Origin of the sequence: Streptomyces sudanensis (assembly GCF_023614315.1) — a bacterium.
Lineage (GTDB): Bacteria > Actinomycetota > Actinomycetes > Streptomycetales > Streptomycetaceae > Streptomyces > Streptomyces sudanensis.
In genome coordinates this window covers 3769239-3792723 of the sequence record NZ_CP095474.1, presented here as the reverse complement: position 1 = coordinate 3792723, position 23485 = coordinate 3769239, and the positions used below count along the sequence as shown (strand labels likewise).

Below are 23485 nucleotides of genomic sequence, written 5' to 3'. Positions count from 1 at the left end.
CTCCGAGGNCNGGCCCGCGCCGCGCCGCGGCCCCGTCCTCGCCGCCGTCCTCCCGCTGCTGCTCGCGGTGGTGGCCTCGTGCGGCTACGGCTCGCAGGCCGTCGACGACCGGGCGGGGGAGGCGGCCGGGGGGCCGAAGCTGTCCGCGGACGCGGTGCGCGTCGGGTACTTCGCGAACCTCACCCACGGCACGGCCCTCGTCGGCGACCGGGAGGGCTTCCTCCAGCGGGAGCTGCGGGGCACGCGGCTGCGGACCTCGACGTTCGACGCGGGGCCCGCCGCGGTCGAGGCGCTCAACGCCGGTTCGATCGACGTCGCGTTCCTCGGCCCCTCCCCCGCCCTCAACGCCCACACCCGCTCCGGCGGGAGGAGCCTGCGGATCGTCGGCGGCGCCGCGTCCGACGGCGTCCGGTTCGTGGTGAACCCGGACCGGGTGAGGAGCCCGGGCGACGTCCGGGGCAAGCGGATCGCCACCCCGCAGCTCGGCAACACGCAGGACGTGGCGTTCCTCCACTGGGCCGGCGAGCGGGGCTGGCGGATCGACCCGCAGAGCGGCGAGGGCGACGTGTCGGTCCTGCGCGTCGGCGCCGCCGCCCTCCCCGACGCCTACCGGTCCGGTTCCGTCGACGGGGCGTGGGTGCCCGAGCCGACCGCCTCGAAGCTGATCGCCGAGGGGGCGAGGCCGCTCCTCGACGAGGCGTCGCTGTGGCCGGGCGGAAGGTTCGCGATCACCAACATCGTCGCCTCGCGGGCCTTCCTGGAGCGGCACCCGGACGTGGTGGAGGCGGTGCTGCGCGGCTCGCTGAGGGCCAACGCGTGGATCAACGGCCACCCGCGGGAGGCCAAGGCGTCCGCGAACGCCCAGCTGGAGGCCCTCACCGGCAAGGCGCTGCCCGCCAAGGTGATCGACTCGGCGTGGCCGGCCCTCCGGTTCCTCGACGACCCGCTGGCCGGGACGCTGCGCGAGCAGGCCGCCCGCGCGGAGGCCACCGGGCTGCTCCGCGCCCCCCGCACGGCCGGGATCTACGACCTGCGGCCGCTGAACCGGGTCCTCGCCGCCGAGGGCCGGGCACCCGTCTCCGACGCCGGGCTCGGCGTCCGTTGAACCCCCGTCGAACCAGCAACCAGGAGGTGACGGCCATGGCCCTCGCGACCGCTGTACCGCCCCGCGCCGGGGAACGCGCGGCAGCCGGGCACGCCGCGCGCGTCGAGCGCGTCTCGAAGTCCTTCGCCGGCCCCGCCGGGCGGCAGCTCGTCCTGGACGACGTCAGCCTCGATGTCGCGCCGGGCGAGTTCGTCACCCTGCTCGGGGCGTCCGGCTGCGGCAAGTCCACCCTGCTCAACCTGCTCGCCGGGCTCGACCGGCCGTCGTCCGGGACGGTCGCCACCGACGGCCGGCCCGCCCTGATGTTCCAGGAGCACGCGCTGTTCCCGTGGCTGACGGCCGGCAGGAACGTCGAGCTGGCGCTGCGGCTGCGGGGCGTGCCCCGGGCGGAGCGGCGCGGCGAGGCGGAGCGGCTCCTGGACCTGGTCCGGCTGGGCGGCGCGTACGGCAAGCGCGTCCACGAGCTGTCCGGCGGGATGCGGCAGCGCGTCGCGATGGCCCGGGCGCTCGCCCAGGGCAGCCGGCTGCTGCTGATGGACGAGCCGTTCGCGGCGCTCGACGCGATCACCCGCGACGTGCTGCACGACGAGCTGACCCGGATCTGGCGGACCGCCAACGCCTCCGCCCCGGGGAGCCTGTCGGTGCTGTTCGTCACCCACAACGTGCGCGAGGCCGTGCGGCTGGCGCAGCGCGTGGTGCTGCTGTCGTCCCGGCCGGGGCGGATCGCCCGGGAGTGGACGGTCGGCATCCCCCAGCCGCGCCGCATCGAGGACGCCGCGGTGGCGGAGCTGTCGCTGGAGATCACCGAACGACTGCGGAAGGAGATCCGCCGCCATGGGCAGCACTGACACCGGGCCCGGTACGAGGCCGGAGGCCGGTACGGCGCCGGAGGCGGACCGGTCCGGCGGGGCGGACGACCTGGCGGGCCTGGAGGCCGGGCTCGACGCGCTGGAGGCCGTCGAGACGCGCCGGACACCGCTGCGCCGGACGCTGGCGGAGCGGGTCCTGCCGCCCGTCGCGGCGGTGGCCCTGGTCCTGGCGGTGTGGCAGCTGCTGGTGTGGGCGGAGGTCACCGAGGCGTACAAGCTGCCCGCGCCGTCCGCGGTGTGGGACAGCCTGTCCGAGATGTGGTTGCGGGGGACGCTGTTCGACGTCCTGTGGACCAGCGTGTCGCGCGCCCTGTCCGGCTTCGCCCTGGCGCTCGCGATCGGTACGCCGCTGGGGCTGCTGGTCGCCCGGGTGAGGGTCGTGCGGGCCGCCGTCGGGCCGGTCCTGTCGGGCCTGCAGTCGCTGCCGTCCGTCGCGTGGGTGCCGCCCGCGGTGCTGTGGCTGGGCCTGGACGACCGGATGATGTACGCGGTGATCCTGCTGGGCGCCGTGCCGTCCATCGCCAACGGGCTGATCGCCGGCGTCGACCAGGTGCCGCCGCTGTTCCTGCGCGCGGGCCGCACGCTCGGCGCGACCGGACTGCGGGGCGCCCGGCACGTGGTCATGCCCGCCGCGCTCCCCGGCTACCTGGCGGGCCTGAAGCAGGGGTGGGCGTTCTCCTGGCGGTCCCTGATGGCCGCCGAGATCATCGCGTCGTCGCCGGAGCTGGGCCTGGGCCTGGGCCAGTTGCTGGAGAACGGCCGCAACAACTCCGACATGCCGGGGATCTTCCTGGCGATCCTGCTGATCCTGCTCGTCGGCGTCGCCGTGGACCTGCTGCTGTTCAGCCCGCTGGAGCGCGCGGTGCTGCGCCGCCGCGGCCTGCTGGGCCGGGGCTGAGCGCCGTGCCCGCGCCCGCCCTGCTGGCCGTCGCCCACGGCAGCCGCGACCCGCGGCACGCCGCGACCGTCCGCACCCTGGTGCGGTCGGCCGCGGCGCTGCGCCCCGGCGTCCGGGTGGAGACCGCGTTCCTCGACTTCGACGAGCCGTCCGTGCCCAAGGCCCTGGCGGCCCTCGCGGCCGGCGGCGCACGGGAGGCGGTGGCCGTGCCGCTGCTGCTGAACCGGGCCTTCCACGCCAAGGCGGACCTCCCGGCCGTACTGCGGCAGGCGCCTCCGGCGCTGCGGGTCCGCCCGGCGGAGGTCCTCGGCCCGTCGCCGCTGCTGCTGCGCGCGGTCGAACGCCGCCTGTACGAGACGGGCCTCACCCCCGCCGACAGGCCCGCGACCGGGGTCGTCCTGGCGTTCGCGGGTTCCACCGACCCGGAGGCCGACGCGGCGGCCACGCGGACGGCGCGGGAACTGCGGCGCGCTGGCTGGTACGCCGTGCGGCCCGCGTTCGCCTCCGCCGCCCTCCCCCGCACCGGGGACGCGGTGCGGGCGCTGCGCGCCGGGGGCGCCCGCCGGGTGGCCGTCGCACCGTACGTGATCGCCCCCGGCCGCCTCTCCGACCGGATCGCGAAGGACGCGGCCGGCGCCGACGCACTGGCCGAAGTCCTGGGCCCCGCCCCCGAACTGGCCCGCCTCCTGCTGGACCGGTACGACCGCGCCGGCGCGACCCACCCGCCGGTCGCGGCTTAGCCGTACTGCCCCGTGAGGCCGGGGCGCGGCCGGGAACGGCCGCGGCCGCCGCGCGGTCACCGGCCGGTGTACGGGCGACGAGGGCCGAACCGTGGTGGCGGCCGGGGCGCGGGACCCGGAAACGCGTGTCGTCGATCGTGTACCGTCGGGCCGCGCCGGTGGCCGGCCGAACTCCCCGCCCGTCGGCGACCATCGCTCCGGCACCACCTCCTGCACGTCCGTCAGGTCCTCGCGTGCCGACCGACGACCACCGCGGAACGTGATCCGCCCCGGATCGCGGTCCGGCCGAAGAGGAAGCCGATCCCGTGACCGATCACTGCTGCGAGACGATGGCCGCCCGCGTGGACGTGGACTGCGAGCAGCACGGCGACCCCTTCGCCTGCCCGGACGCGCTGGTCGACTTCGACGCCGGGTCCCGGGAGTACGGGCTGATCGTTCACGACGGCGGCGGGTCGAGCATCGGGATCGGCTTCTGCCCCTGGTGCGGACGGCGTCTCCCCGGGTCACGACGGGACTGCTGATCCGCGGCGGGACCGCTGGTCCGACGAGCCGGGGCGACGCGGAACCGATCCCCGGGAGGGAGCGCCCGCCGCGCCTCGGGACGCCCCCAGCCGGCTCCTGTGCGCCGGGAGGGGCGGGCCGGGCCGCCACGGGTCGTCCTCGGCACACACCCGGGCACACCGCCCCGCGCGGCGGGTCACATGGCCCGGCGCCGGACGACGGCCAGGAGCGCGGCGCGGGCCAGGCAGGCGAGCGCCAGTACGGCGAGGGTGGCGAGTGCCGGATTCACCCAGGCCGGCACCAGGTCGTAACCCGCGTGACACCTGTCGTGCAGCGGGAACCAGCGCCCGTACTCCTCGACGTTCGCCCTGCGATACGCCCGGTCGTAGGGCTCGCCCACCCGGTGGCACGCCTCCTCCGGGTCCAGCGACGCCCCGGCGAGGGAACCCGCGAGGTAGGTGACGCCGGTGCCCAGCAGCAGGAACAGCGCGCTCCAGGCGAACCAGGCGGGGCTGCGCCGCCACGTGCCCGAGAACAGCGCATGACTCCACAGCCCCAGCCCGACCAGGAGGACCAGCAGAACCGCGACGAGGACGAAGAAGCCCACGGGGCGATAGTGCGGGACGGCCGCTCGTCCCTCGCGGCCCCGGCGGGCGGGTGGTCGCCGCGGGCGGTTCACCTGTCACGAACACGCCCGTCACGCGGGTTGCTAGGGTCCGGTCATGACGCGTCTGAAGATCGAGGTGGCCGTCCCCGAAAGCCACGCGGAGGCCGTGATCGAGGCTCTCCACGCGGCCGGTGCGGGACGGGTGGGCGAGTACGCACGGTGCTCCAGCGTCTGGAAGGTGACCGGCAGTTGGCAGGCCCTGCCCGGCGCGCGACCGTACGAGGGGGAGGTGGGCGTCGTCCAGCACAGCGAGGAGTGCCGGATCGAATCGGTCTGCGACGTGGAGCAGGCCGCCGCCGTCCAACGGGCCGTCCGCGAAGCCCACCCCTACGAGCAGGCGGTCATCCACTTCCTGCCGCTGTACGAGCCGTGAGCGACGCCGACGGGCACGTCCGTCACGGGCGTTCGCCGACGGGTGCGACCGGCCCGGCTGCCTCGTGGCGGACGGCACGTCGCGGCCCGCCCGGTCGGCGGCAGGCCGGCGACTCCGTGGAAAGGCGGCGGGAGGGACGAGGGCGGTGAGGCGTCCCGCGGCAGGGTGCGCGGCACGGGGTGTCCTTCCGTGCGGCTATGCGCGCTCGGGGGCGTTCGTGGCGACGGCCAGGCTGACCACGTAGCGCTCCTCGATCATCCGGTCCGGGAAGATCCCGGTCAGGAGGGCGCGTTCCTCGGCGAGGAAGGCGTCCGTCGCGTCCCTGCCGAGGCGGAGGAAGTCGGAGTAGCTGGCGAGGTTGGCGAGGTGGGTGTCGAGGGGGACGGTCCGGGACCACGGCACGTGCCGGTGGGCGAAGCCGAGTTCGGGCGGCAGGCCGCGGAACCGGGCCGCGGGGTCGTGGGGGCCTTCCGCGGCGCCGAAGAGCCGGCGCAGGCGCGCGTCCTGGTCGGCGATCCACGCGGCGGTGCAGTCCGAGTCGTTCCACCAGAGGGCGAGCGCGCCGCCGCCGCGCAGGACCCGCAGGGCTTCCGGGACGGATTGGCGCTGGTCGGTCCAGTGCCAGGACTGGGCGTAGGTGAGGACGTCGAAGGAGGCGGAGGCCAGCGGCAGGTGGTCGCCGTCCCCGATCACCAGGGGGATGTCGGGCAGACCGAGGCGGAACTGCGCGGCCATGCCCGGGCCGGGCTCGACGGCGACGACGTTCGCGCCGCGGTCCCTCAGGAGCGCCGTCGCCAGTCCCGTGCCGGCCCCGACGTCGGCGACGCGGGCGCCCTCCAGGGGGAAGCCGGCGAGTTCCTCGACCGCGTCGAGCAGTTCGGGCGGGTACGAGGGGCGGTTCGCGGCGTATTCGGCGGCGGCCGCGTCGAACAGATGACCCTGCGGAGTGGTAGCCATACGGGGATTATCGACAACTCCGGGCAACGGCAACGTGCTTGCCGTTCATTCGTCCGGTGGGAGCCGGTCCCCGGAGACGGCGGACGGAGCGATGGCGGGGTGCAGGCGGTGGCGGAGGACGGGCCGGCGTGACGGGTCGCCGCCTCCGGCTCCCAATGATCCACCCGCGGACCGCTCGCCCCCCTCGGGCCGGACAGCCGACCGCCGCGCCCTCCGGCCGGGCTCACTGCCCGCACCGCCCCGGGCGGGGCCCGCCACCCCCCACGGCGCCGAGCCGGACGGGCACCGGGTCGGGGAGGTCCACGCTCCGGGGCGCCCCGCGGCGGGAACCCGGCGCCCCCGGGTCCGGGCGGGCCGGGCCCGGCTCCGGGTAGCCCGCCGGTATCCGCTCCAGGACGCCGCCCGCGAACACGTCGTACAGGGGCAGCGTCTCCAGGTGCACGTACCCGATGTGGCAGTCGCAGACCGCCAGCGGGCAGGGGCGCGGGACGAGCGCGGCGCGGTACGAGCCGTCGTAGAGGTTGCCCAGCTCGGAGCGGACGAAGTGGCAGCGGCGGACCGTGCCGTCGCCGTCGACGGAGACGACCGACTCGCCCGTGCGGCACGGCAGTCCGCCCGAGCGGTGCGGGTGCCGGCTGTAGGGGAACAGCGGGTCGAGGGCCGTCCACGCGGCGGCCTCGTCGTCGGTGTAGGAGCGGCCCTCCGCGGCGTTGACCCACAGGTAGACGTGGGCGGGCAGGGCGGCGCGCAGCCGCCGGGCGTCCTCCAGGTGCTCGGGCAGGCCGACGATCCCGACGCTGTGCCTGATCCCCCGGTCGGCGAGGTCGCGGGTCTTGGCCAGGAACCGCTCGTACGGCGTCTGGCCGGGGTGGTAGGTGCACCACAGGGCGACCGTCGCGGGGTCGGCGTCCGCGAGCCAGTCGGTGCGGCAGCTGAGGTTGGTCTGGATGGCGACGCGCCGGACGTGCGGCCGGTGCGACAGTTCGACCAGGGCCCGCCGGTACCAGGAGCGGACCAGCCCCTCGCCCCACGGGGTGAACAGGACGGACAGCCGGTCGCCGGTCCGCTCGGCGGCCCAGCCGGTGAACCGCTCCAGTGCGGCCCGGTCGGCGCGCAGCTGCTCCGGTGTGTCGCGGCGCTTGGCGAAGGGGCAGTACGGGCAGTCGTAGTCGCAGGAGGCGAGCGGCCCCCGGTACAGCAGGGTCAGGTCCACGGCGGGCTACTTCGGTTCGTACGCGGCCATCGCGGCCCGTACGGCGGGCGAGAACAGCTCGGGTCCCAGCGCGTCGGAGTGGGCGAGCCCCTCCGGGGAGAGCCGCAGCACGTCCCCGGCGCCCCGCCCGTCGAGCCAGCCGCGTTCCGCGAAGGCGCCCAGCTCGGCGGGGAAGTCGTCGTACGGGTCGGTGCCGAACCGGTCGCGGTAGTCGGCGAGCGGCATGCCCCGGGCCTGGAGCAGCGACTGCAGGAGGTGGCGGCGGCGCGCCTCGCCGTCGTCGACGTACCGGCCGTGGAGGGCGCGGCCGAAGCCCTCGGCGGCGGTGTAGTCGTCGATGATCGCCCGTATGCGGCCCATGTCGACGGCGTAGTCGAAGGAGTAGTGGAGGGCGGAGGTGTAGGAGCGGGCGCCGCAGCCCAGGCCGATCATGCCGTCGGTCTGGCAGGCGTGGTCGTCGGGTCCCTGCGGGGCGGCGTCGGCGCGGCGGAACATGCGCATCGACACCTGCTCGTAGCCGTGCGCGAGGAGGTGGTCGCGGCCCTGCCGGTACAAGGCGAGGCGCTGCTCGTCCCAGTCGCGGTCGGTGTGGGCGGTGCGCCGGGCGAGGCCGGTGAGGGGGCGGACGTACAGCGGGTACAGGTACAGCTCCTCGGGCCGCCAGGCGAGGGCGGCGTCGAGGGAGGTGCGCCAGGTGGCGGGGGTCTGGCCGTCGATGCCGTAGATGAGGTCGATGTTGAGGACGGGGACCCCGGTGTCGCGGATGCGGCCGAGCGCGGCCTCCACATCGGCGCGGCGCTGGGGCCGGACCGCCGCCCTGGCCTCCTCGTCGACAAAGCTCTGCACGCCGATGCTGAGGCGGGTGGCGCCCCGCTCGGCGAGGACGGCGAGGCGGTCGGCGGTCGCGGTGGCGGGGGACGTCTCGACGGAGAGGGGGACGCCCCGCAGGTCCGCGCCCATGCGTTTCTCCGCGATGTCGCAGAGCCGGTCGAGTTCGGCGGCGGTCAGGAAGGTCGGTGTGCCGCCGCCGAACGCGGCGTTGGCGAAGCGGACCGGGCCGGTGCGCCCGCCCGGCGCGTCGAGGGCGTCCCGGGCGGCCGCGGCCTGGCGGTCGAGGGCGTCGAGGTAGCGGCCGGTGAGGCCGTCGGGGGCCCCGATGCGGGTGAAGAGGTTGCAGAAGCCGCAGCGGACCTCGCAGAACGGGATGTGCAGGTAGAGGGAGAGGGCGTCCTTGGCCTCGTCCCGCCACAGGTCGCGCAGGGCGGGCCGGTCGGGCAGCGGCCGGTACGCGGTCTTGTGGGGATAGGCGTAGACGTACGAGCGGTACGGGCGGACGGGGGGCGCGGTCGGGCCGGCGGGCGCGGTCATGCGGACGGCTCCAGAAAGAAGTGGGCGTACGGCACGGTCCACACGGCCCGGTGGCCGAGGCGGTGGCCGGTGTAGCCGTCGTCGCCGTAGGTGGTGCCGTGGTCGGAGCAGACGACGGCGAAGCAGCGGCGGCGGGAGCTCATCGCGGCGAACAGCCGGCCGACGTGCCGGTCGACGTACTCCAGGGCGGCGGCGTGGGTGGCGCGGCTGTCCCCGTCCTCCCGGGTCGCGCCGGGCAGGTGGAACCAGTTGGGCTGGTGCAGCGCGGAGACGTTGAGGAAGAGGAACAGCCGCCGCGACGCGGGCAGCCGGGCGACGATCCGCTCGGCCCGTGCGACCTGCGCCTCGAAGGAGACGGGCGACGCCACGCCGAACTCCGGCTCCCAGTGGCTCTCCTGGAACAGGTCGGGAAGGACCCGGCCCAGGGCGCCCTGCTTGTTGAAGAAGCCGACGCCGCCGACGCACGCCGTGTGGTACCCGGCGGCGGCGAGGCCGGAGACCAGGTCGGGCGTGTCGAAGACCCAGGTGCGCCCGGCGGTCGTCTCGCTGCCGGCGAACCGGGCGGCGAACAGCCTCGGGTGCGGTCCCGGCGCGGCGGGGGTGGGCAGGAACCCGGCGAACATCGCCTGGTGGGAGGCGTAGGTGAAGTTGCCCGGCGCGTGCCGCTCCTCCCAGACGCCGCCGGGCAGGTGGCGGGCCAGGTGGGGGATGCGCCCGGCGGCGGCCAGTTCGACGGCCACGTCGTACCGGAGGGTGTCCAGGGTGAGCAGGAGGAGGTCGTCGCGGCCGACGACCTCGTTCATGTCGGGGGGCTGGGCGCTGTCAGAGGGGTGCACGGTGGTTCCTCGCATGGTGGTGCTCCACGGCCGCTACCTGGGCCGCGTAGGTGTCCAGGCCCTCGGCGCCGCTGCCGGGCAGGCCGGTGAGGCCGGGCAGGAGGTCGCCGAAGGCGTTGACCTCGGCGACGGCGAACCGGCGCCAGCCGACCGCCGGGAGCAGGTCGACGCCGACGCACAGGGTGCCGGGGAAGCAGGCCGCCGCCCGTTCGCACGTCTCCAGGGCGTCGGCCCAGCGGGGTCCGGCGGCGGCGGCGACGGCGGCCGGGTCGCCGCGCCGGCCGCCGAGGTGGAGGTTGGTCATGGGCGAGCGGCCGGTGCGGACGACGGCGTGGGTGGCCCGGCCGGCGACGACGACGACCCGCAGGTCCGCCGGGGCTCCGTCCAGGGACGCCTTGGGCCACCACCGCTCGACGTGCAGTCCGTCCGGTGCGAGCGCGTCCACCAGGGCGGCGGCCTCGCGCTCGCTCGTGACGCGGCGGACGCGCAGCGAGTTGTGGAGGCGGCCGTCTTCGGTCCTCTCCACGGAGGTGGTCGCCCTGAGCCGGCCGCCGCCCGCCGTCTCCAGGGCGACGACCCCGGACGCGGAGGACCCGTGGGCGGGCTTGAGGAACACCCTCGGCATGCGGTGGGCGTCCATCAGGGCCCGCAGGTCGTCCCAGCCGCGCACCGGGGCGGCGGCGCCGGACGTCGGGGACTGGGGGACCGGCACCCCGGCGGCGGCCAGGACGCCGTGGCAGCGCCGCTTGTCGAACAGGACGGCCAGCTCGCCGGGGTCGTCGAGGCGGACGCCCCCGGTGAGGGTCCGCACCGCGGCGGTGAACCGCGCGTACCAGCGGGCGCCGCCCTCGACGCGGGTCGGGTCGTCCAGTCCCCGCAGGGCCCGGTCGACCTCGGCGTTCTCGCCGGGCGAGTCCAGCCGTACGACCTCGTCGGGGGCGAAGGCGGCGCCGCCGTCGCGCAGGACGGCCGTCCACGGCACGACCCGCGGCGCGGGCAGCCCGGCCTCGCTGAGCGCCCGGCCGAACAGGGCGACGCGGCGGTTCTCCGGATTGCCGACGACCGCCCAGCGCCGCGGGGTCCCCTCCGTCACGGCCGGTTCCTCACTCGCCGACGGCGACGTACCGCCAGACGCGGCCGTCGTCCTCGTCCTCGTCGGGATAGGCGTTGCCGGCGTCCACGTCGAGGGCGACACCGGCGCTCTCCAGGGTGTCGCGCAGGCGCTGCCGCATCGGCTCGCTGAGGTAGTTGTGGTGCAGGTCGAGCCGCTTCAGGTGGGTGAGCGGCTGGCCGCCGAGCAGCGCGGCCGCGCCCTCGTCGGTGAGGACGCCCATGGAGAGGTCGAGGACCTCCAGCCGGGGGACGACGGGCGCGGACGCCATGGCCGCGGCGATGCCGTCCTGGATGTCGCTGTTGTGCAGGGCCAGGTGACGCAGGCTCGGCAGGCGGGATCCGTCGAGGATCGGCGCCAGGTCCTCGACGGAGCAGTCGCCCCCGTAGCTGTCCGTGCCCAGCCACAGGTCGAGGGCGACCAGCGCGGGCAGGTCGCTCGCGGCGACGCCGCGCACGGCCTCGGCGGGCATGCCGCCGGTCTGGACGGTCAGGGAGCGCAGCCGCTCGTGGGTGACGGCGGGGAAGACGAGGCCGGTGCCGCCGCGGACGCCGAACTCCTCCAGTTCGGGGAAGCCGGCGAGGAGCGGGGTGACGTCGCCCTGCTGGATCCAGGAGATCTCGCACTCCTCGGACTCCATGTCGCCGAGGAACAGCGACCGCAGGGAGGTGAGCCGCGTCCGCGCGCCGAGGAGCGCCTCGATGATCGGTTCGGGGCTCTCCTCGTACGCCTCCTCCCAGGCGCCGACCACGATCGCGCGGACCTGGCCGAGGTCGACGGCGGCGGCGAACCGGGCGAACGCCTCGGTCCAGCTCTCCTCGCTGTCGTACGTGTCGGACGAGACGCGCCAGGCGACGGCGTCGGCCTCGGGCAGCGGGTGCCGGGGGGTCTCCTTGGGGCCCGGGAAGTCGAATACCCGGAGCCCGTACGCCTCCTGCAGATGGCTCACCATGCGTGTCCCCGCCGTTCCTCGTCCGTCGTCGCTGTGTGCCTGCAAGTTGTAGCAAGCGGCACTNNNCACCGCGCGGGGCGNGGCGGNNCCGNACGGNCNGCNNNGACACGGCGCACCGGGCGCCGTGCGGGAAGGGGACGGTCGTGTACCGGCAAGGGGACGTGCTGATCGTGCCGCTCGCGGAGGAGGCCGTTCCGGCGGACGCCGCGGACGCGCCGGCGGAGCCGCGGGACGGGCGGGGCCGGATGGTGCTGGCGCTGGGCGAGGTGACGGGCCACGCGCACGCCGTGGTCGGTCCGGGGCGGCTGGTGCGGGAGCCCGGCGCGTTCGGCCCGTTGCTGCTGCACCTGCCGGACGGGGGGCGGGTGGTGCACGAGGAGCACGCCGCGATCCCGCTGCCGAAGGGCTGGTACCGGGTGGTGCGGCAGCGGGAGTACGTGCCGGGTTCGGTGCGGATCGTGGCGGACTGAGGAACGGGAGCGAGGGGGATGGCGATGGACGGCGTCGACGTGTGGAGGGCCGCCGCGGCGGCCACGGGGCCGGCGGACCGGGCGGCCGCGGAGGCGGGCGTGCGGCTCGCGTACCGCCGGGCGGGCCTGCCGGAGCCGGAGCGGATCGTGTGGGCGGGGTCGCCGCGGCAGGCGGTGCGGCTGCTGCGGGACGCGCCGGACGGCCCGTGCGGGCCCGGCGCGCGCGGCCGGTCGGTGCGGGACGAGGTGCGCAGCGCGCCGTGGGCGGCGGAGCGGAGCCGGCTGCACCGGCGGCTCGGCCCGCGGGGCTGGGGGCACCGGTGGAACACGACCGGGGCCCGCCTGTGGGAGACGACGGAGCGGCTGGCGGACCGGATCCGGGCCGGGCTGGTCGCGGAACTGGCGGACGGCCGTGCCGGGCAGACGGAGGTGCGGCTGCTGCTACTCGACGCGGTGCTGGGCCAGCACGACGCGGCGTGGCTGTGCGCGTTCGACGCGGACGGGGACACGCCGCTCGACGGGCTCGCCGCGGTGGCCCGGTCGGCGGGCTGGTGGTGGCCGTACGAGCGGCTGGCCGTGATCAGCGAGCGCCCCTGCGAGCTGCACCGGGACGAGGCGGGCCGGCTGGACCGCGCCGACGGCCCGGCGCTCGCCTACCCGGACGGCTTCGCGCTCCACGCGTGGCGCGGCATGCCCGTCCCGGCGGACTTCCTGGAGGAGCTGCGGTCCCTGACGCCCGACCGGATCCGGGCCGAGGAGAACGCGGAGCTGCGCCGGGTGATGCTGGAGTCCTACGGCTACGACCGCTATCTGCGCGAGTCGGGCGCCGAGCCGGTGCACCGGGACGGGACGGGGGTCCTGTGGCGGATACCCCTGCCGGACGACGAGGACGTCGTCATGGTGGAGGTCGTCAACTCCACGCCGGAGCCGGACGGCACGAACCGCACCTACTGGCTGCGGGTGCCGCCGGACACGCGGACGGCGAGGCAGGGCGTGGCGTGGACGTTCGGGCTGGAGGCCGAGACCTACGCGCCCCTGCGGGAGACGTGACGGGCCGCCGGGTCAGGTGTGGTCGAGGCTGCCGGTGCGGGCGCGCTTCAGTTCGAAGAACCCGTCGTGCCCGGCGAGGGTCCGGAAGGCGTCGAAGAGCCGGACGGCCTCCTCGCCGCGCGGGATCGCGTTGAGGACGGGGCCGAACCAGACGGCGCCGTCGACGTGGAGGGTCGGCGTGCCGACGTAGGCGTCGACGGCGGGGTCCTTGCCGGCGTCGTGGCTGCGGCGCACGGCCTCGTCGTACGCGGGGTCCTGCGCGGCCTTCGCGAGGTCGGCGGGCAGGCCGAGTTCGGCCAGGGCCTCGGTGACGACGGCGTCGAAGTCGTCGTTCCCGTCCCGGTGGATGCGGGTCCCCAGGGCCGTGTAGAGGTCGCGGAGCACGTCCTCGCCGTGGTGCGTCGCGGCGGCCGCCGCGACGCGGACGGGGCCCACGGAGCGGTTGACGAGGTCCCGGTACCACTCGGGCAGTTCGTTGCCGGTGTTGTGGAGGTGGAGGCTCATCACGTGGAAGCGGACCCGGAGGTCGCGGTGGCGCTCGACCTCCAGGATCCAGCGGGAGGTGATCCAGGCGAAGGGGCAGGCGGGGTCGAACCAGAAGTCGACGGTGGCGGCGGGCTGTCCGGTGTTCATACCGGTGACGCTAATCGGCGGTGGACCTGGGGGAACGGGCCAATCACGGGGTGGTGTCCTGGGCCATTTCGGCGAGCTTGCGGACGGTGTTCCAGTTGCGGGTGGTGGCGACGAGGCCCTTGACGACGGACGGCCGGGCGAGGGCCGCCGCCAGTGTGGAGCGGCCCAGGCCGTCGGGCGTGTAGAGGTACAGGGCCCGGTCGCCGAGGCGGAACTCCTCCGGGAGGTGGGCGGCGGCGTCGAGCCCGGCGAACCGGTCGGCGGTGACGGGCGCGGAGAAGTAGGTGACGTGCAGTTGCCTCCCCTCCAGCTCCGCGGCGGGGAACGGGCAGGCGTCGACCACGGCCCGCAGGTAGGGGCCGCCGCGGACGAGGCAGTCGACGGGGAAGCCGAAGCGGTCCTCCAGCGCCCGCTCGACGGCGGCGGCGAGCGCGTCCTCGCCGGCGCCGGACGCGGTGGTGAAGGCGGCGTTGCCGGACTGGAGGTAGGTCCGCACGTCGGTGTGGCCGAGTCCGGTGAGGAGGGCGCGCAGTTCGGCCATGGGGACCTTGCGGGGCCCGCCGACGTTGACGCCGCGCAGCAGGACGGCGTACCGGGTGGTCCTGGTCATGACTGCCACCCTAGGCGTTCCGGCGGGTTCGCGGCCGGGCGGCGCCCGGCGGGCGGGGCACGCGACGCGACGGCGCCCGACCGGGCGGCGCCCGGTCGGGCGCCGTCNCGNCNGCCGGGCCCGGCGGGGCGGGCCCGGCGCGGGTGCGAGACTGGCCGTCGGCGGACGGGCGCGGGCGACGCGCCCCGGCGGACGAGGAACGGGACGGCGGTATGGACGAGGCGAGGGCCCGGGAGGTCCTGGGCGCGGCCGGGTACCCGGCGGGCGGCGCGGACGCGACGCTGCTGGCGCTGGGCGAGAACGCGGTGTTCGCCGTCGGGGACCTGGTGGTGAAGGTGGGCCGGGACGCCGGACTGCTGGACCGGGCGCGGCGCGAGGTGGCGGTCGCCGGCTGGCTGGCCGGGGCGGGGGTCCCCGCGGTGCGGGCGGCCGAGCCCGGGGCGCGGCTGGTGGAGGGACATCCGGTGACCGTGTGGCGGCGGCTGCCCGACGCCGTGCGGCCGACCGAGCCGCGTGACCTGGCCCCGCTGCTGCGGCTGGTGCACGAACTGCCCGCGCCGCCGTTCCCGCTGCCCGGCCGGGACCTGCTCGGCGGGGTGGAGCGGTGGCTGCGGCTCGCCGGGGACGCCGTCGACCCGGCGGACGCCGCGTTCCTGCGGGAGCGGCGGGACGGGTTCGCCGAGGCCGTCGCGGCGCTCGTACCGCGGTGGGAGCCGGGCCCGATCCACGGCGACGCGCTGCCCCGCAACGTCCACGTGGGCCCTCAGGGGCCGGTCCTCGCCGACCTGGAGACGTTCTCGCTGGACCTGCGCGAGCACGACCTGGTGGTGCTGGCCCTGTCGCGGGACCGCTACGGCCTGGACCCGGCGGCGTACGACGCGTTCGCGACCGCGTACGGCTGGGACGTGCGGGAGTGGGAGGGCTGCGCCGTGCTGCGCGGGGCGCGGGAGACGGCGAGCTGCGCGTGGGTCGCCCAGCACGCGCCGGGCAATCCGAGGGCCCTGGCCGAGTTCCGCCGCCGTGTGGCGTCGCTGCGGGACGGCGACCCGGAGGTCCGCTGGTACCCGTTCTGACCGTCTGTCATGATGGCCGCGCCCGGACCTGCGCGGTCCGTCCGACGTCGGGAGGTTTGCGGATGCGTGTGGAACTCGCCGAGGTGGCCCTGGAGGTCCAGGACAGCGGCGGCCTCGGTCCCGCGGTGCTGCTGGTGCACGGCTTCCCGGACACGCACGCGTGCTGGCGCCGCCAGCTGCCCGCACTGCACGCGGCCGGGTACCGGACGATCGTCTCGGACCTGCGCGGCTTCGGCGGTTCCGACCGGCCGGCGGACACCGCGGCGTACGCCCCGGGCCGTTCCGCGGCGGACCTGCTGGAGCTGCTCGACCGGCTGGGCGTCGGCCGGGTCCACCTCGTGGGCCACGACTGGGGGTCGGGCGTCGTCCAGGCCATGGCCATGACCGCGCCGGACCGGATGGCGAGCCTGTCGCTCCTGTCCGTGGGGCACTGGGGCGCCTTCGTCGACGCCGGCTGGGAGCAGCGCTGCCTGTCCTGGTACATGCTGCTGTTCCAGCACGAGGGCGTCGCGGAGGAGTGGCTGCTGCGCGACGGCGGCGCGCACCTGAGGGAGTTCCTCGCCGAGCACCCCGACGCGGGCGAGGCCGTGGAGCGGCTGTCGGAGCCGGGTGCGCTCACCGCGGCGCTCGGTGTCTACCGGGCGGGGCTGCCGCCGCGGGCGATGTTCGGCCCCGAGGTGCGGCCGCCCTCGCTGCCGGGTCCCGTGCTGGGCCTGTGGAGCACCGGTGACCGCTTCCTCACCGAGCGGGCGATGACGGGCACGGAGAAGTACGTGGCGGGCTCCTGGCAGTACGAGCGGGTCGAGGGCGCGGGCCACTGGCTGCAACTGGACGCGCCCGAGCGCGTGAACGCGGCGCTGCTGGGGTTCCTCGCCGGCCACCCCTGAGGGGCGGTCCGGGTCACCCGGCGACCGGCGCGTCCGGCTGCCGGAGCGGCCACCGGGGGTCCACGACGGCGTCGGGACTTCCCTTGCGCCGCAGGAAGCCCTGGAAGTCGGCGGCCCACTCGGCGTACCACTCCACCTGGCGGGCGTGCAGCTCGCGCGGCGCCAGCCGGGCCACCAGCGCGTGCCGCTCGGCTATCGCGCAGGCCAGGAGCACGGCGGCCAGGGCGTCGGCCGCCGCCTCGTGCGCCCCGTCGAGCGCCACGTCGTACTCGGCGCAGACCGCCTCCAGGTTCCGCTTGCCGCGCCGGTAGCGGTCGACGGCCCGGTCGATGGTGTACGGGTCGACGACGGGTCCGACCGGTTCGCCGCCCAGCCGCTCGGCGAGCGACGGCAGGGCGTGCCGGCGCAGCTCGGCGGCGAGCAGCGTCAGGTCGAACGCGGCGTTGTACGCCACGACGGGCACGCCCCGGGACCAGTACCCGGCGAGGGCGTCGGCGACCTCGTCGGCGACCTCGCGGGCCGGCCGGCCCTCGGCGGCGGCGCGCTCGCTGCTGATGCCGTGGATCGCGGAGGCCGACTCGGGGATGCGGACGCCGGGGTCGGCGAGCCACTCGCGGCGCGCCAGGGTGCGCCCGTCCCGTACCTCCACGACCGCGGCCGTGACGATCCTCGCCTCGAACGGCTCCGTCCCCGTCGTCTCCAGGTCGAAGCCCGCGAGGGTCTCCCCGTGCCAGTGCATGTCGATCCTCCTTAGCGGCGCCGCGGTCCGCGCGGTGCCGTCCCCAGTCGGCTTTCACCCTCGCACGCGGCACTGACAACGTGACCCCGGTACCCCCTTACCGGGGTCTTCACGACACCGGACGTGAATCGGCCCAGAACGACTCGAACTCCTCGCGGTACGTCTCGAACAGCCCGTGGTCGCCGTCCGGCTCGGAGGTGACGACGGACCGCCGGCCGCCCCGCAGGACCAGGACGGGCGCCTCCATCCCGCGGGCCCGCCGGAGGTAGGACTGGACGACGCCGACGCCGTCGGGGCCGTCTCCGTCGACCAGGTAGGCGGTGAAGCGGGGCGTCTCGTCGAACACCTGGATCTCGAAGGCGCCGGGGTCGCGGAGCCGGGCGCGGACGCGCCGCATGTGCAGGATGTTCATCTCCACGGAGCGGCTGAGCTCGCCCTTTTTGATGCCGAGCTCCCGCTCCCGCCGCTTGACGGCGCTGCTGGCGGGGTTGAGGAACAGCAGCCGTATCCGGCACCCGGACTCGGCGAGGCGGACGAGCCGGCGGCCGGAGAAGTTCTGGACGAGCAGGTTCAGGCCTATGCCGATGGCGTCGAGCCGCCGCGCGCCGCCGAACAGGTCCTCGGCGGGCATCTGCCGCTGGAGCCGCACCCGGTCGGGGTGGACGGACACCACGTCGGCGTACCGGTCCCCCACGAGGTCCTCGACGGCGTCGACCGGCAGGCGGTGCGCGGACGGCACGCCCGCGCCGCTGCCGAGGATCTCCAGCAGCCGGGCCGACGCGCGTTCCGACTGGTCGAGGACGGTCCGGGACAGGGCCCGGTTGCGGGAGACGACGTTGCGGGTGACCTCCAGCTCGTCGAGGGCCAGCTCCAGTTCGCGGCGGTCGTCGAAGTACGGCTCGAAGCAGGGCCAGTGCTGGACCATCAGCTCGCGGAGCTGGGGCAGGGTGAGGAAGCTGAGGACGTTGTCGTCGGCGGGGTCCAGGAGGTAGCCCTTGCGGCGGGAGACCTCGCGGACGGCGACGGCGCGCTGCACCCACTCCTGGCCGGCGGGCCCGGCCGCCGCGACGACCCAGTCGTCGCCGTGGGTGGGCTCGTAGACGGGCCGCAGCACGGCGGAGACCACCGCACGCAGACGCTGTTCGACCAGATTCAGCCAGATATAGGCCCGGCCGGCGCGCTGGGCGCGGGTGCGCACCTCGCTCCAGTCCCGGGCGTCCCACTCCAGTTCCGCGCCGATCTCCAGGGGCCGGGCGAGGGAGACCGCGCCGGGCGGGACATCCGCGGGGTCAGTGGAGCCCCCCTCGTGATCCGAGTCACCTGGGGGCAGCTCCAGCCCTCCCGAGCTCACCCGCGCACCGCCTTCTGGTTCCGAACGCACGTCTCCAACGATCAAGGAAGGGTACTCCGGGAGGGCGACCTGCTGCAGCCGGATGGGCAGGCTCGTCCCCTCACCCCCCTTGGTTCCGGCGGCGGTTCCGGTTCCGGCGCGGGCCGGGGGGCCGCACGGGCCGCTCCACGGGACCGGGCCCCGTCACCCGCCGCGACGGAGATCACCCCCACGGGTGACGGCCGCACCGGCCGGCACCGCCCGGTTCCGGGGGGCGCGGGGCGGCGCGGGCCCGCCCCCCGCGGCCCGGCCGGACGCGCGGCGGGAGGTCCGCACGGACGCGNGGGCACCGCGGGGCCGCGCCCCGCCGTGCCCCCGCGGCGCGGCCGCCACGCCCCCGCCGCACGCCGGAAAGGACGTTTTTCGGCCAGGGCACCGCCCGAGGTCCGGCCCCGGTCACCCGGTAGCACCGTCCGGCGTCCTAGGCGGGCGGGCGACTTTCGTGGAGGATCGGGGGAAGTGACCCCATCAGCCGGATCGGAATGGAAGAGTCTCATCTATGCAGGTCTGGCCGGGACAGGCGTATCCCCTCGGTGCCACCTACGACGGCGCCGGCACCAACTTCGCGGTCTTCTCGGAGGCCGCCGACCGCGTCGAGCTGTGCCTGCTGCACGACGACGGCTCGGAGACCGCGGTGGAGCTGCGGGAGACCGACGCCTTCGTGCGGCACGCGTACCTGCCCGGCGTGATGCCGGGCCAGCGGTACGGCTTCCGGGTGCACGGGCCGTACGCGCCGGAGCACGGGCTGCGCTGCAACTCCGCGAAGCTCCTCCTCGACCCGTACGCGCGGGCGATGGCCGGGTCCATCGACTGGGACGAGGCGGTGTACGGCTACCACTTCGGCAGGCCGGACTCCCGCAACGACCTCGACTCGGCGCCGCACACCATGTCGTCCGTGGTGGTGAACCCGTACTTCGACTGGGGCGACGACCGGCCGCCGCGCACCGACTACCACCGCACCGTGATCTACGAGGCCCACGTGAAGGGCCTGACGATGCTCCACCCGGCGCTGCCCAGGGAACTGCGCGGCACGTACGCGGGCCTCGCGCACCCGGCGATCGTCGAGCACCTGACCGAACTGGGCGTGACCGCCATCGAACTGATGCCCGTCCACCAGTTCGTCCACGACCACCGGCTCGTCGACGCCGGGATGGCGAACTACTGGGGCTACAACACGATCGGCTACTTCGCCCCGCACAACGCCTACGCCTCCTGGGGCGACCGCGGCCAGCAGGTGCTGGAGTTCAAGTCGGCGGTGCGCGCCCTGCACAAGGCGGGCATCGAGGTCATCCTCGACGTGGTCTACAACCACACCGCCGAGGGCAACCACCTGGGCCCCACGCTCTCCTTCCGGGGCCTGGACAACCCCTCGTACTACCGGCTCGTGGAGGACGCCCCCCGGTACTACATGGACACCACCGGCACCGGAAACTCGCTGCTGATGCGCTCCCCCCACGTCCTCCAGCTGATCATGGACTCGCTGCGGTACTGGGTGACGGAGATGCACGTCGACGGGTTCCGCTTCGACCTGGCGGCGACGCTGGCCCGCCAGTTCCACGAGGTGGACCGGCTGTCGTCGTTCTTCGACCTGGTGCAGCAGGACCCGGTGGTCAGCCAGGTCAAGCTGATCGCCGAGCCGTGGGACGTGGGCGAGGGCGGCTACCAGGTGGGCAACTTCCCGCCGCTGTGGACCGAGTGGAACGGCAAGTACCGGGACACCGTCCGCGACATGTGGCGGGGCGAGCCGAGGACGCTCGCGGAGTTCGCGTCCCGGCTGACCGGCTCCTCCGACCTGTACCAGGACGACGGGCGGCGGCCGATCGCCTCGGTGAACTTCGTGACCTGCCACGACGGCTTCACCCTGCGGGACCTCGTCTCGTACGACGAGAAGCACAACGAGGCCAACGGCGAGGGCAACCGCGACGGCGAGAGCCACAACCGCTCCTGGAACTGCGGCGTCGAGGGCGAGACCGACGACGCGGGCGTCCGGGCGCTGCGGATGCGCCAGATGCGCAACTTCGTCGCCACGCTGCTGCTCTCCCAGGGCGTGCCGATGCTCAGCCACGGCGACGAGTTCGGCCGCACGCAGGCCGGCAACAACAACGCCTACTGCCAGGACGGCGAACTGTCGTGGGTGCACTGGCCCGGCGCGGACGAGGAGGAGGCCCGGTCGCTGCTGGAGTTCACCCGGTCGATGGTGTGGCTCCGCCGCGACCACCCGGTCTTCCGGCGCCGCCGCTTCTTCCACGGCCGGCCGGTGGAGGGCACCCACGACGACCTGTCGGACATCGCCTGGTTCACCCCGGGCGGCCGGGAGATGACCTCGCGGGACTGGCACGCCGCGCACGCCAGGGCGCTGTCGGTGTTCCTCAACGGCCGGGCCATCTCCGAGCCGGGCCCGCGCGGCGAGCGCATCCTCGACGACTCGTTCCTGCTGATGTTCAACGCGGGCGCCGACGACCTGGAGTTCACCGTCCCCGTCGACCACGGCCGCCAGTGGCAGGTCGTGGTGGACACCGCCGTGCCGCAGGGCGTCCCGCCGGGCCAGGGCGACAAGGTGGCGGCCGGCGACCGGCTCGTCCTGGTCGGCCGGAGCCTGGCCGTCCTGCGCCGCCCCGCGTAGCGGCCGGCCCCCTGTCGCCCGAACGGGGTCATCGGCGGGGGCGAGGGGAGACCCGGCGCACCGCCGGGTACGTACGTTCGCATGACGTCCCACGCGCCCAGCGCCCCGCTCGCCACGTACCGGCTCCAGCTCCGGCCGGACTTCCCGTTCGGGGCCGCCGCCGAGGCGGTGCCGTACCTCGCCTCGCTCGGCGTCACCCACCTGCACCTGTCGCCGGTCCTGGAGGCCGTCCCCGGGTCGACGCACGGCTACGACGTGACCGACCACGGCCGGGTGCGGGAGGAGTTCGGCGGCGAGGCGGGCCTGCGGGGCCTCGCCCGCACCGCGCGGGAGCACGGCCTGGGCCTCGTCGTCGACCTGGTGCCCAACCACATGGCGGCCGCGCTGCCGCACAACCGGCCGCTGTGGGAGGTGCTGCGGGACGGGCCGTCCTCGCCGTACGCCCGGTGGTTCGACATCGACTGGGAGGCGGGCGGCGGCAGGGTGCTGCTGCCCGTGCTGCCCGCCCGGCTCGGGGACGTGCTCGACGACCTGCGGGTCGACGCGGAGGCGGGGGTGCTGCGGCTCGGCGCGCAGGTGTTCCCGCTGCGCGCGGGCACGGCGGGGCTGCCGCTCGCCGAACTGCTGGACGCCCAGTGGTACCGGCCGGCCTGGTGGCGGCTGGCCCGCACGGAGCTGAACTACCGGAGGTTCTTCACGATCTCCGACCTCATCGGGGTGCGCGTCGAGGACCCGGAGGTGTTCGAGGCGACCCACGCGAAGATCGTGGAGCTGGTGCGGGACGGGGTCGTCGAGGGGCTGCGCGTCGACCACCCCGACGGCCTCGCGGACCCCGAGGAGTACCTGCGCGCGCTGGACCGGGCGACCGGCGGGACGTGCTGGACGGTCGTCGAGAAGATCCTCACCGGCGAGGAGCGGCTCCCGCCGGCCTGGCCGGTGGCGGGCACCACCGGGTACGACGCGCTGCGCCGCGTCGACGGGCTGTTCGTGGACGGGGCGGGCGCGTCCGGCCTGGCCGACTCGTACCGGCGGTTCGCCGCCCCGCCCGGGGACCGGGGCGGCCACTGGGAGCCGACCGCGCGCCGGGCGGCGTACAAGGTGGTGACGCGGGAGCTGGCGGCGGAGGTGGAGTTCCTCGTCCGGGCGGCCGGCCGGGTGTGCGCGGCGGACCCCCGGCTGCGCGACCACGCGCCGTGGGCGCTGCGGGCGGCGGTGCGGGAGCTGCTGATCCGGGTCCCGGTGTACCGGCCGTACCGGACCGGCGCGGAGGAGGTGCTGACCGGGGAGGCGGCGGCGGAGGCGCGGGGGACGTTCGCGGTGCCGGAGGAGGCGGCGGCCGTGGACGTGGTGCGGGACCTGGCGCTGGGCCGGCTCGGGGACGGGCCGCCGCAGCGGGCGTTCCGGACGCGGTTCGCGCAGACCGCGTCGGCGCTGCGGGCGAAGTCGGTGGAGGACACGGCGTTCTACCGGTACGTGCCGCTGCTGTCGGCGAACGAGGTGGGCGGCGATCCGGGCAGGCCGGCGGTGTCCCCGGCGGAGTTCCACGCGTACTGCGCGCGGATCGCGCGGGACTGGCCGGCGACGGGGACGGTGCTGTCGACGCACGACACCAAGCGCAGCGCGGACGTGCGGGCGCGGATCGCGGTCCTGTCGGAGTGCCCCGGCCGGTGGGCGAAGCTGCTGGGCGACGTGGCGCGGGTGCCGGCGCCGGACGGGCAGCTGGCGTGGGCCGCGTGGCAGACGGCGTTCGGCCTGGGCCGGCCGTCGCGGGACCGGCTGGGCGGGGCGCTGCTGAAGGCGGTGCGGGAGGCGGGGCTGCACACCGCCTGGACGGAGCGGGACGCGGCGTACGAGCGGGCCGTGGCGGACTTCGTGGCCGAGGGCCCGGCGGGTGCGGGCGGGCACCCGGTGGCGGAGCTGGTGCGGGAGCTGGAGCCGTACGCGCGGGCCAACGTGCTGGGCGCGGCGCTGCTGCACCTGACGATGCCGGGCGTGCCGGACCTGTACCAGGGCACGGAGGCGGTGTACGAGGCGCTGGTGGACCCGGACAACCGGACGGCGTTCCGGCGGGCGCGGCCGGACGGGAAGACGGAGGTGACGCGGGCGGCGCTGCGGCTGCGGCGGCGGTACCCGGAGGCGTTCGGCGCCTCGGGGACGTACACGCCGCTGACGGCCGAGGGCCCGGCGGCGGGGCACTGCGTGGCGTTCCTCCGGTCGGACCGGGTGGTCACGGCGGTGACGCGGCTGTCGCTGCGGCTGGCGGAGGCGGGCGGCTGGTCCGGTACGGCGCTGGCGCTGCCCGGGGGCCGGTGGGCGGACGCCCTGGACGGGGCGCGGGTCCTCGACGGGGGGCGCGCGGTCGCCGTGGCGGAGCTGCTCGGGGAGCGGCCGGTGGCGCTGCTGAGCCGCGTGGACTGAGG

General features: G+C 75.7%; 23 protein-coding genes. 12 read left to right on the top strand and 11 right to left on the bottom strand.

Features of this window, described 5'->3' with window-relative positions:
* Positions 1-11: 11 nt before the first annotated feature.
* From MW084_RS17460 to MW084_RS17440, 5 genes are all read left to right on the top strand, one after another.
* A partial coding sequence (locus tag MW084_RS17460) for an ABC transporter substrate-binding protein (protein ID WP_275563670.1) occupies positions 12-1105 on the top strand: 1094 nt, incomplete at its 5' end.
* 35 nt (positions 1106-1140) lie between these two features.
* Complete coding sequence (locus MW084_RS17455) at positions 1141-1953, top strand: ABC transporter ATP-binding protein (protein ID WP_010473032.1); 813 nt, start codon at positions 1141-1143, stop codon at positions 1951-1953.
* A complete protein-coding gene (locus tag MW084_RS17450; protein ID WP_010473030.1) occupies positions 1940-2872 on the top strand; it encodes an ABC transporter permease in 933 nt (310 codons plus the stop codon). The genes MW084_RS17455 and MW084_RS17450 overlap by 14 nt, the downstream gene beginning before the upstream one ends.
* Positions 2873-2877: 5 nt before the next feature.
* The gene (locus MW084_RS17445; protein WP_010473028.1) at positions 2878-3612 is read left to right on the top strand and encodes a sirohydrochlorin chelatase; all 735 of its coding nucleotides are present in this window, start codon (positions 2878-2880) and stop codon (positions 3610-3612) included.
* Between the two features lie 305 nt (positions 3613-3917).
* Positions 3918-4133: a DUF6980 family protein gene (locus MW084_RS17440; RefSeq protein WP_010473027.1), complete on the top strand. Its 216-nt coding sequence runs from the start codon at positions 3918-3920 to the stop codon at positions 4131-4133.
* A gap of 176 nt (positions 4134-4309) precedes the next feature.
* Here the strand turns inward: MW084_RS17440 and MW084_RS17435 are convergent, their stop codons facing one another.
* Positions 4310-4720 carry a hypothetical protein gene (locus MW084_RS17435; protein ID WP_010473024.1) on the bottom strand — a complete coding sequence of 137 codons (411 nt, stop codon included), beginning with the start codon at positions 4718-4720 and terminating at the stop codon, positions 4310-4312.
* Between the two features lie 115 nt (positions 4721-4835).
* Between MW084_RS17435 and MW084_RS17430 the strand changes: the two genes are divergently transcribed.
* Entirely contained in the window at positions 4836-5153 is a 318-nt protein-coding gene (locus tag MW084_RS17430) for a YqfO family protein (RefSeq protein WP_010473023.1), read from the top strand.
* A gap of 195 nt (positions 5154-5348) precedes the next feature.
* On the opposite strand, the gene MW084_RS17425 is transcribed toward MW084_RS17430, so the two are convergent.
* The 6 genes from MW084_RS17425 to MW084_RS17400 all read right to left on the bottom strand — a co-directional run bounded on the left by MW084_RS17425 (position 5349) and on the right by MW084_RS17400 (position 11590).
* Positions 5349-6110 (bottom strand): class I SAM-dependent methyltransferase, encoded by a 762-nt coding sequence (locus tag MW084_RS17425; protein WP_010473022.1) that lies wholly within the window; start codon positions 6108-6110, stop codon positions 5349-5351.
* A 223-nt stretch (positions 6111-6333) separates the two neighbouring features.
* Complete coding sequence (locus MW084_RS17420) at positions 6334-7323, bottom strand: STM4011 family radical SAM protein (RefSeq protein ID WP_010473020.1); 990 nt, start codon at positions 7321-7323, stop codon at positions 6334-6336.
* Between the two features lie 6 nt (positions 7324-7329).
* On the bottom strand, positions 7330-8691 hold the full coding sequence (locus tag MW084_RS17415; protein WP_010473018.1) for an STM4012 family radical SAM protein: 1362 nt from the start codon (positions 8689-8691) through the stop codon (positions 7330-7332).
* Complete coding sequence (locus MW084_RS17410; protein WP_039829623.1) at positions 8688-9494, bottom strand: STM4013/SEN3800 family hydrolase; 807 nt, start codon at positions 9492-9494, stop codon at positions 8688-8690. The genes MW084_RS17415 and MW084_RS17410 overlap by 4 nt, the downstream gene beginning before the upstream one ends.
* Before the next feature lie 19 nt (positions 9495-9513).
* A complete protein-coding gene (locus tag MW084_RS17405) occupies positions 9514-10620 on the bottom strand; it encodes an STM4014 family protein (RefSeq protein WP_010473015.1) in 1107 nt (368 codons plus the stop codon).
* A 10-nt stretch (positions 10621-10630) separates the two neighbouring features.
* Positions 10631-11590, bottom strand: a complete 960-nt coding sequence (locus tag MW084_RS17400; protein WP_010473012.1) for an STM4015 family protein — start codon at positions 11588-11590, stop codon at positions 10631-10633.
* Between the two features lie 143 nt (positions 11591-11733).
* Between MW084_RS17400 and MW084_RS17395 the strand changes: the two genes are divergently transcribed.
* Together MW084_RS17395 and MW084_RS17390 are read left to right on the top strand one after the other, a co-directional pair.
* Positions 11734-12060 (top strand): hypothetical protein, encoded by a 327-nt coding sequence (locus MW084_RS17395; RefSeq protein ID WP_010473011.1) that lies wholly within the window; start codon positions 11734-11736, stop codon positions 12058-12060.
* Between the two features lie 24 nt (positions 12061-12084).
* Positions 12085-13110 carry a DUF6745 domain-containing protein gene (locus tag MW084_RS17390; RefSeq protein WP_029553678.1) on the top strand — a complete coding sequence of 342 codons (1026 nt, stop codon included), beginning with the start codon at positions 12085-12087 and terminating at the stop codon, positions 13108-13110.
* Between the two features lie 12 nt (positions 13111-13122).
* On the opposite strand, the gene MW084_RS17385 is transcribed toward MW084_RS17390, so the two are convergent.
* Both MW084_RS17385 and MW084_RS17380 read right to left on the bottom strand, forming a co-directional pair.
* Positions 13123-13743 carry a mycothiol-dependent nitroreductase Rv2466c family protein gene (locus MW084_RS17385; protein ID WP_010473009.1) on the bottom strand — a complete coding sequence of 207 codons (621 nt, stop codon included), beginning with the start codon at positions 13741-13743 and terminating at the stop codon, positions 13123-13125.
* Positions 13744-13786: 43 nt separating this feature from the next.
* Positions 13787-14353, bottom strand: coding sequence for a DUF1697 domain-containing protein (locus MW084_RS17380; RefSeq protein WP_010473008.1), 567 nt, complete (start codon positions 14351-14353; stop codon positions 13787-13789).
* 212 nt (positions 14354-14565) lie between these two features.
* On the opposite strand from MW084_RS17380, the gene MW084_RS17375 reads away from it, so the two are divergent.
* Positions 14566-15426, top strand: coding sequence for an aminoglycoside phosphotransferase family protein (locus MW084_RS17375; RefSeq protein ID WP_010476499.1), 861 nt, complete (start codon positions 14566-14568; stop codon positions 15424-15426).
* A 62-nt stretch (positions 15427-15488) separates the two neighbouring features.
* The gene (locus MW084_RS17370) at positions 15489-16313 is read left to right on the top strand and encodes an alpha/beta fold hydrolase (RefSeq protein ID WP_010476497.1); all 825 of its coding nucleotides are present in this window, start codon (positions 15489-15491) and stop codon (positions 16311-16313) included.
* A 13-nt stretch (positions 16314-16326) separates the two neighbouring features.
* Here the strand turns inward: MW084_RS17370 and MW084_RS17365 are convergent, their stop codons facing one another.
* Together MW084_RS17365 and MW084_RS17360 are read right to left on the bottom strand one after the other, a co-directional pair.
* Entirely contained in the window at positions 16327-17052 is a 726-nt protein-coding gene (locus MW084_RS17365; RefSeq protein WP_010476495.1) for a 3'-5' exonuclease, read from the bottom strand.
* Between the two features lie 109 nt (positions 17053-17161).
* Complete coding sequence (locus MW084_RS17360; protein ID WP_010476493.1) at positions 17162-18403, bottom strand: SAV2148 family HEPN domain-containing protein; 1242 nt, start codon at positions 18401-18403, stop codon at positions 17162-17164.
* Positions 18404-18941: 538 nt separating this feature from the next.
* Between MW084_RS17360 and glgX the strand changes: the two genes are divergently transcribed.
* Positions 18942-21065: a glycogen debranching protein GlgX gene (gene glgX, locus MW084_RS17355; protein WP_010470524.1), complete on the top strand. Its 2124-nt coding sequence runs from the start codon at positions 18942-18944 to the stop codon at positions 21063-21065.
* Positions 21066-21146: 81 nt separating this feature from the next.
* Entirely contained in the window at positions 21147-23483 is a 2337-nt protein-coding gene (gene treY / locus MW084_RS17350; RefSeq protein WP_010470523.1) for a malto-oligosyltrehalose synthase, read from the top strand.
* Positions 23484-23485: the final 2 nt, after the last annotated feature.

What these genes read in the sequence shown, in the direction of transcription:
- MW084_RS17455 (WP_010473032.1), top strand. Translation starts at nt 1,141, where the DNA reads ATGGCCCTCGCGACCGCTGTACCGCCCCGCGCCGGGGAACGCGCGGCA.
- MW084_RS17450 (WP_010473030.1), top strand. Translation starts at nt 1,940, where the DNA reads ATGGGCAGCACTGACACCGGGCCCGGTACGAGGCCGGAGGCCGGTACG.
- MW084_RS17430 (WP_010473023.1), top strand. Translation starts at nt 4,836, where the DNA reads ATGACGCGTCTGAAGATCGAGGTGGCCGTCCCCGAAAGCCACGCGGAG.
- MW084_RS17425 (WP_010473022.1), bottom strand. Translation starts at nt 6,110, where the DNA reads ATGGCTACCACTCCGCAGGGTCATCTGTTCGACGCGGCCGCCGCCGAA.
- MW084_RS17415 (WP_010473018.1), bottom strand. Translation starts at nt 8,691, where the DNA reads ATGACCGCGCCCGCCGGCCCGACCGCGCCCCCCGTCCGCCCGTACCGC.
- MW084_RS17410 (WP_039829623.1), bottom strand. Translation starts at nt 9,494, where the DNA reads ATGAACGAGGTCGTCGGCCGCGACGACCTCCTCCTGCTCACCCTGGAC.
- MW084_RS17400 (WP_010473012.1), bottom strand. Translation starts at nt 11,590, where the DNA reads ATGGTGAGCCATCTGCAGGAGGCGTACGGGCTCCGGGTATTCGACTTC.
- MW084_RS17390 (WP_029553678.1), top strand. Translation starts at nt 12,085, where the DNA reads ATGGACGGCGTCGACGTGTGGAGGGCCGCCGCGGCGGCCACGGGGCCG.
- MW084_RS17385 (WP_010473009.1), bottom strand. Translation starts at nt 13,743, where the DNA reads ATGAACACCGGACAGCCCGCCGCCACCGTCGACTTCTGGTTCGACCCC.
- MW084_RS17380 (WP_010473008.1), bottom strand. Translation starts at nt 14,353, where the DNA reads ATGACCAGGACCACCCGGTACGCCGTCCTGCTGCGCGGCGTCAACGTC.
- MW084_RS17375 (WP_010476499.1), top strand. Translation starts at nt 14,566, where the DNA reads ATGGACGAGGCGAGGGCCCGGGAGGTCCTGGGCGCGGCCGGGTACCCG.
- MW084_RS17370 (WP_010476497.1), top strand. Translation starts at nt 15,489, where the DNA reads ATGCGTGTGGAACTCGCCGAGGTGGCCCTGGAGGTCCAGGACAGCGGC.
- MW084_RS17365 (WP_010476495.1), bottom strand. Translation starts at nt 17,052, where the DNA reads ATGCACTGGCACGGGGAGACCCTCGCGGGCTTCGACCTGGAGACGACG.
- glgX (WP_010470524.1), top strand. Translation starts at nt 18,942, where the DNA reads ATGCAGGTCTGGCCGGGACAGGCGTATCCCCTCGGTGCCACCTACGAC.
- treY (WP_010470523.1), top strand. Translation starts at nt 21,147, where the DNA reads ATGACGTCCCACGCGCCCAGCGCCCCGCTCGCCACGTACCGGCTCCAG.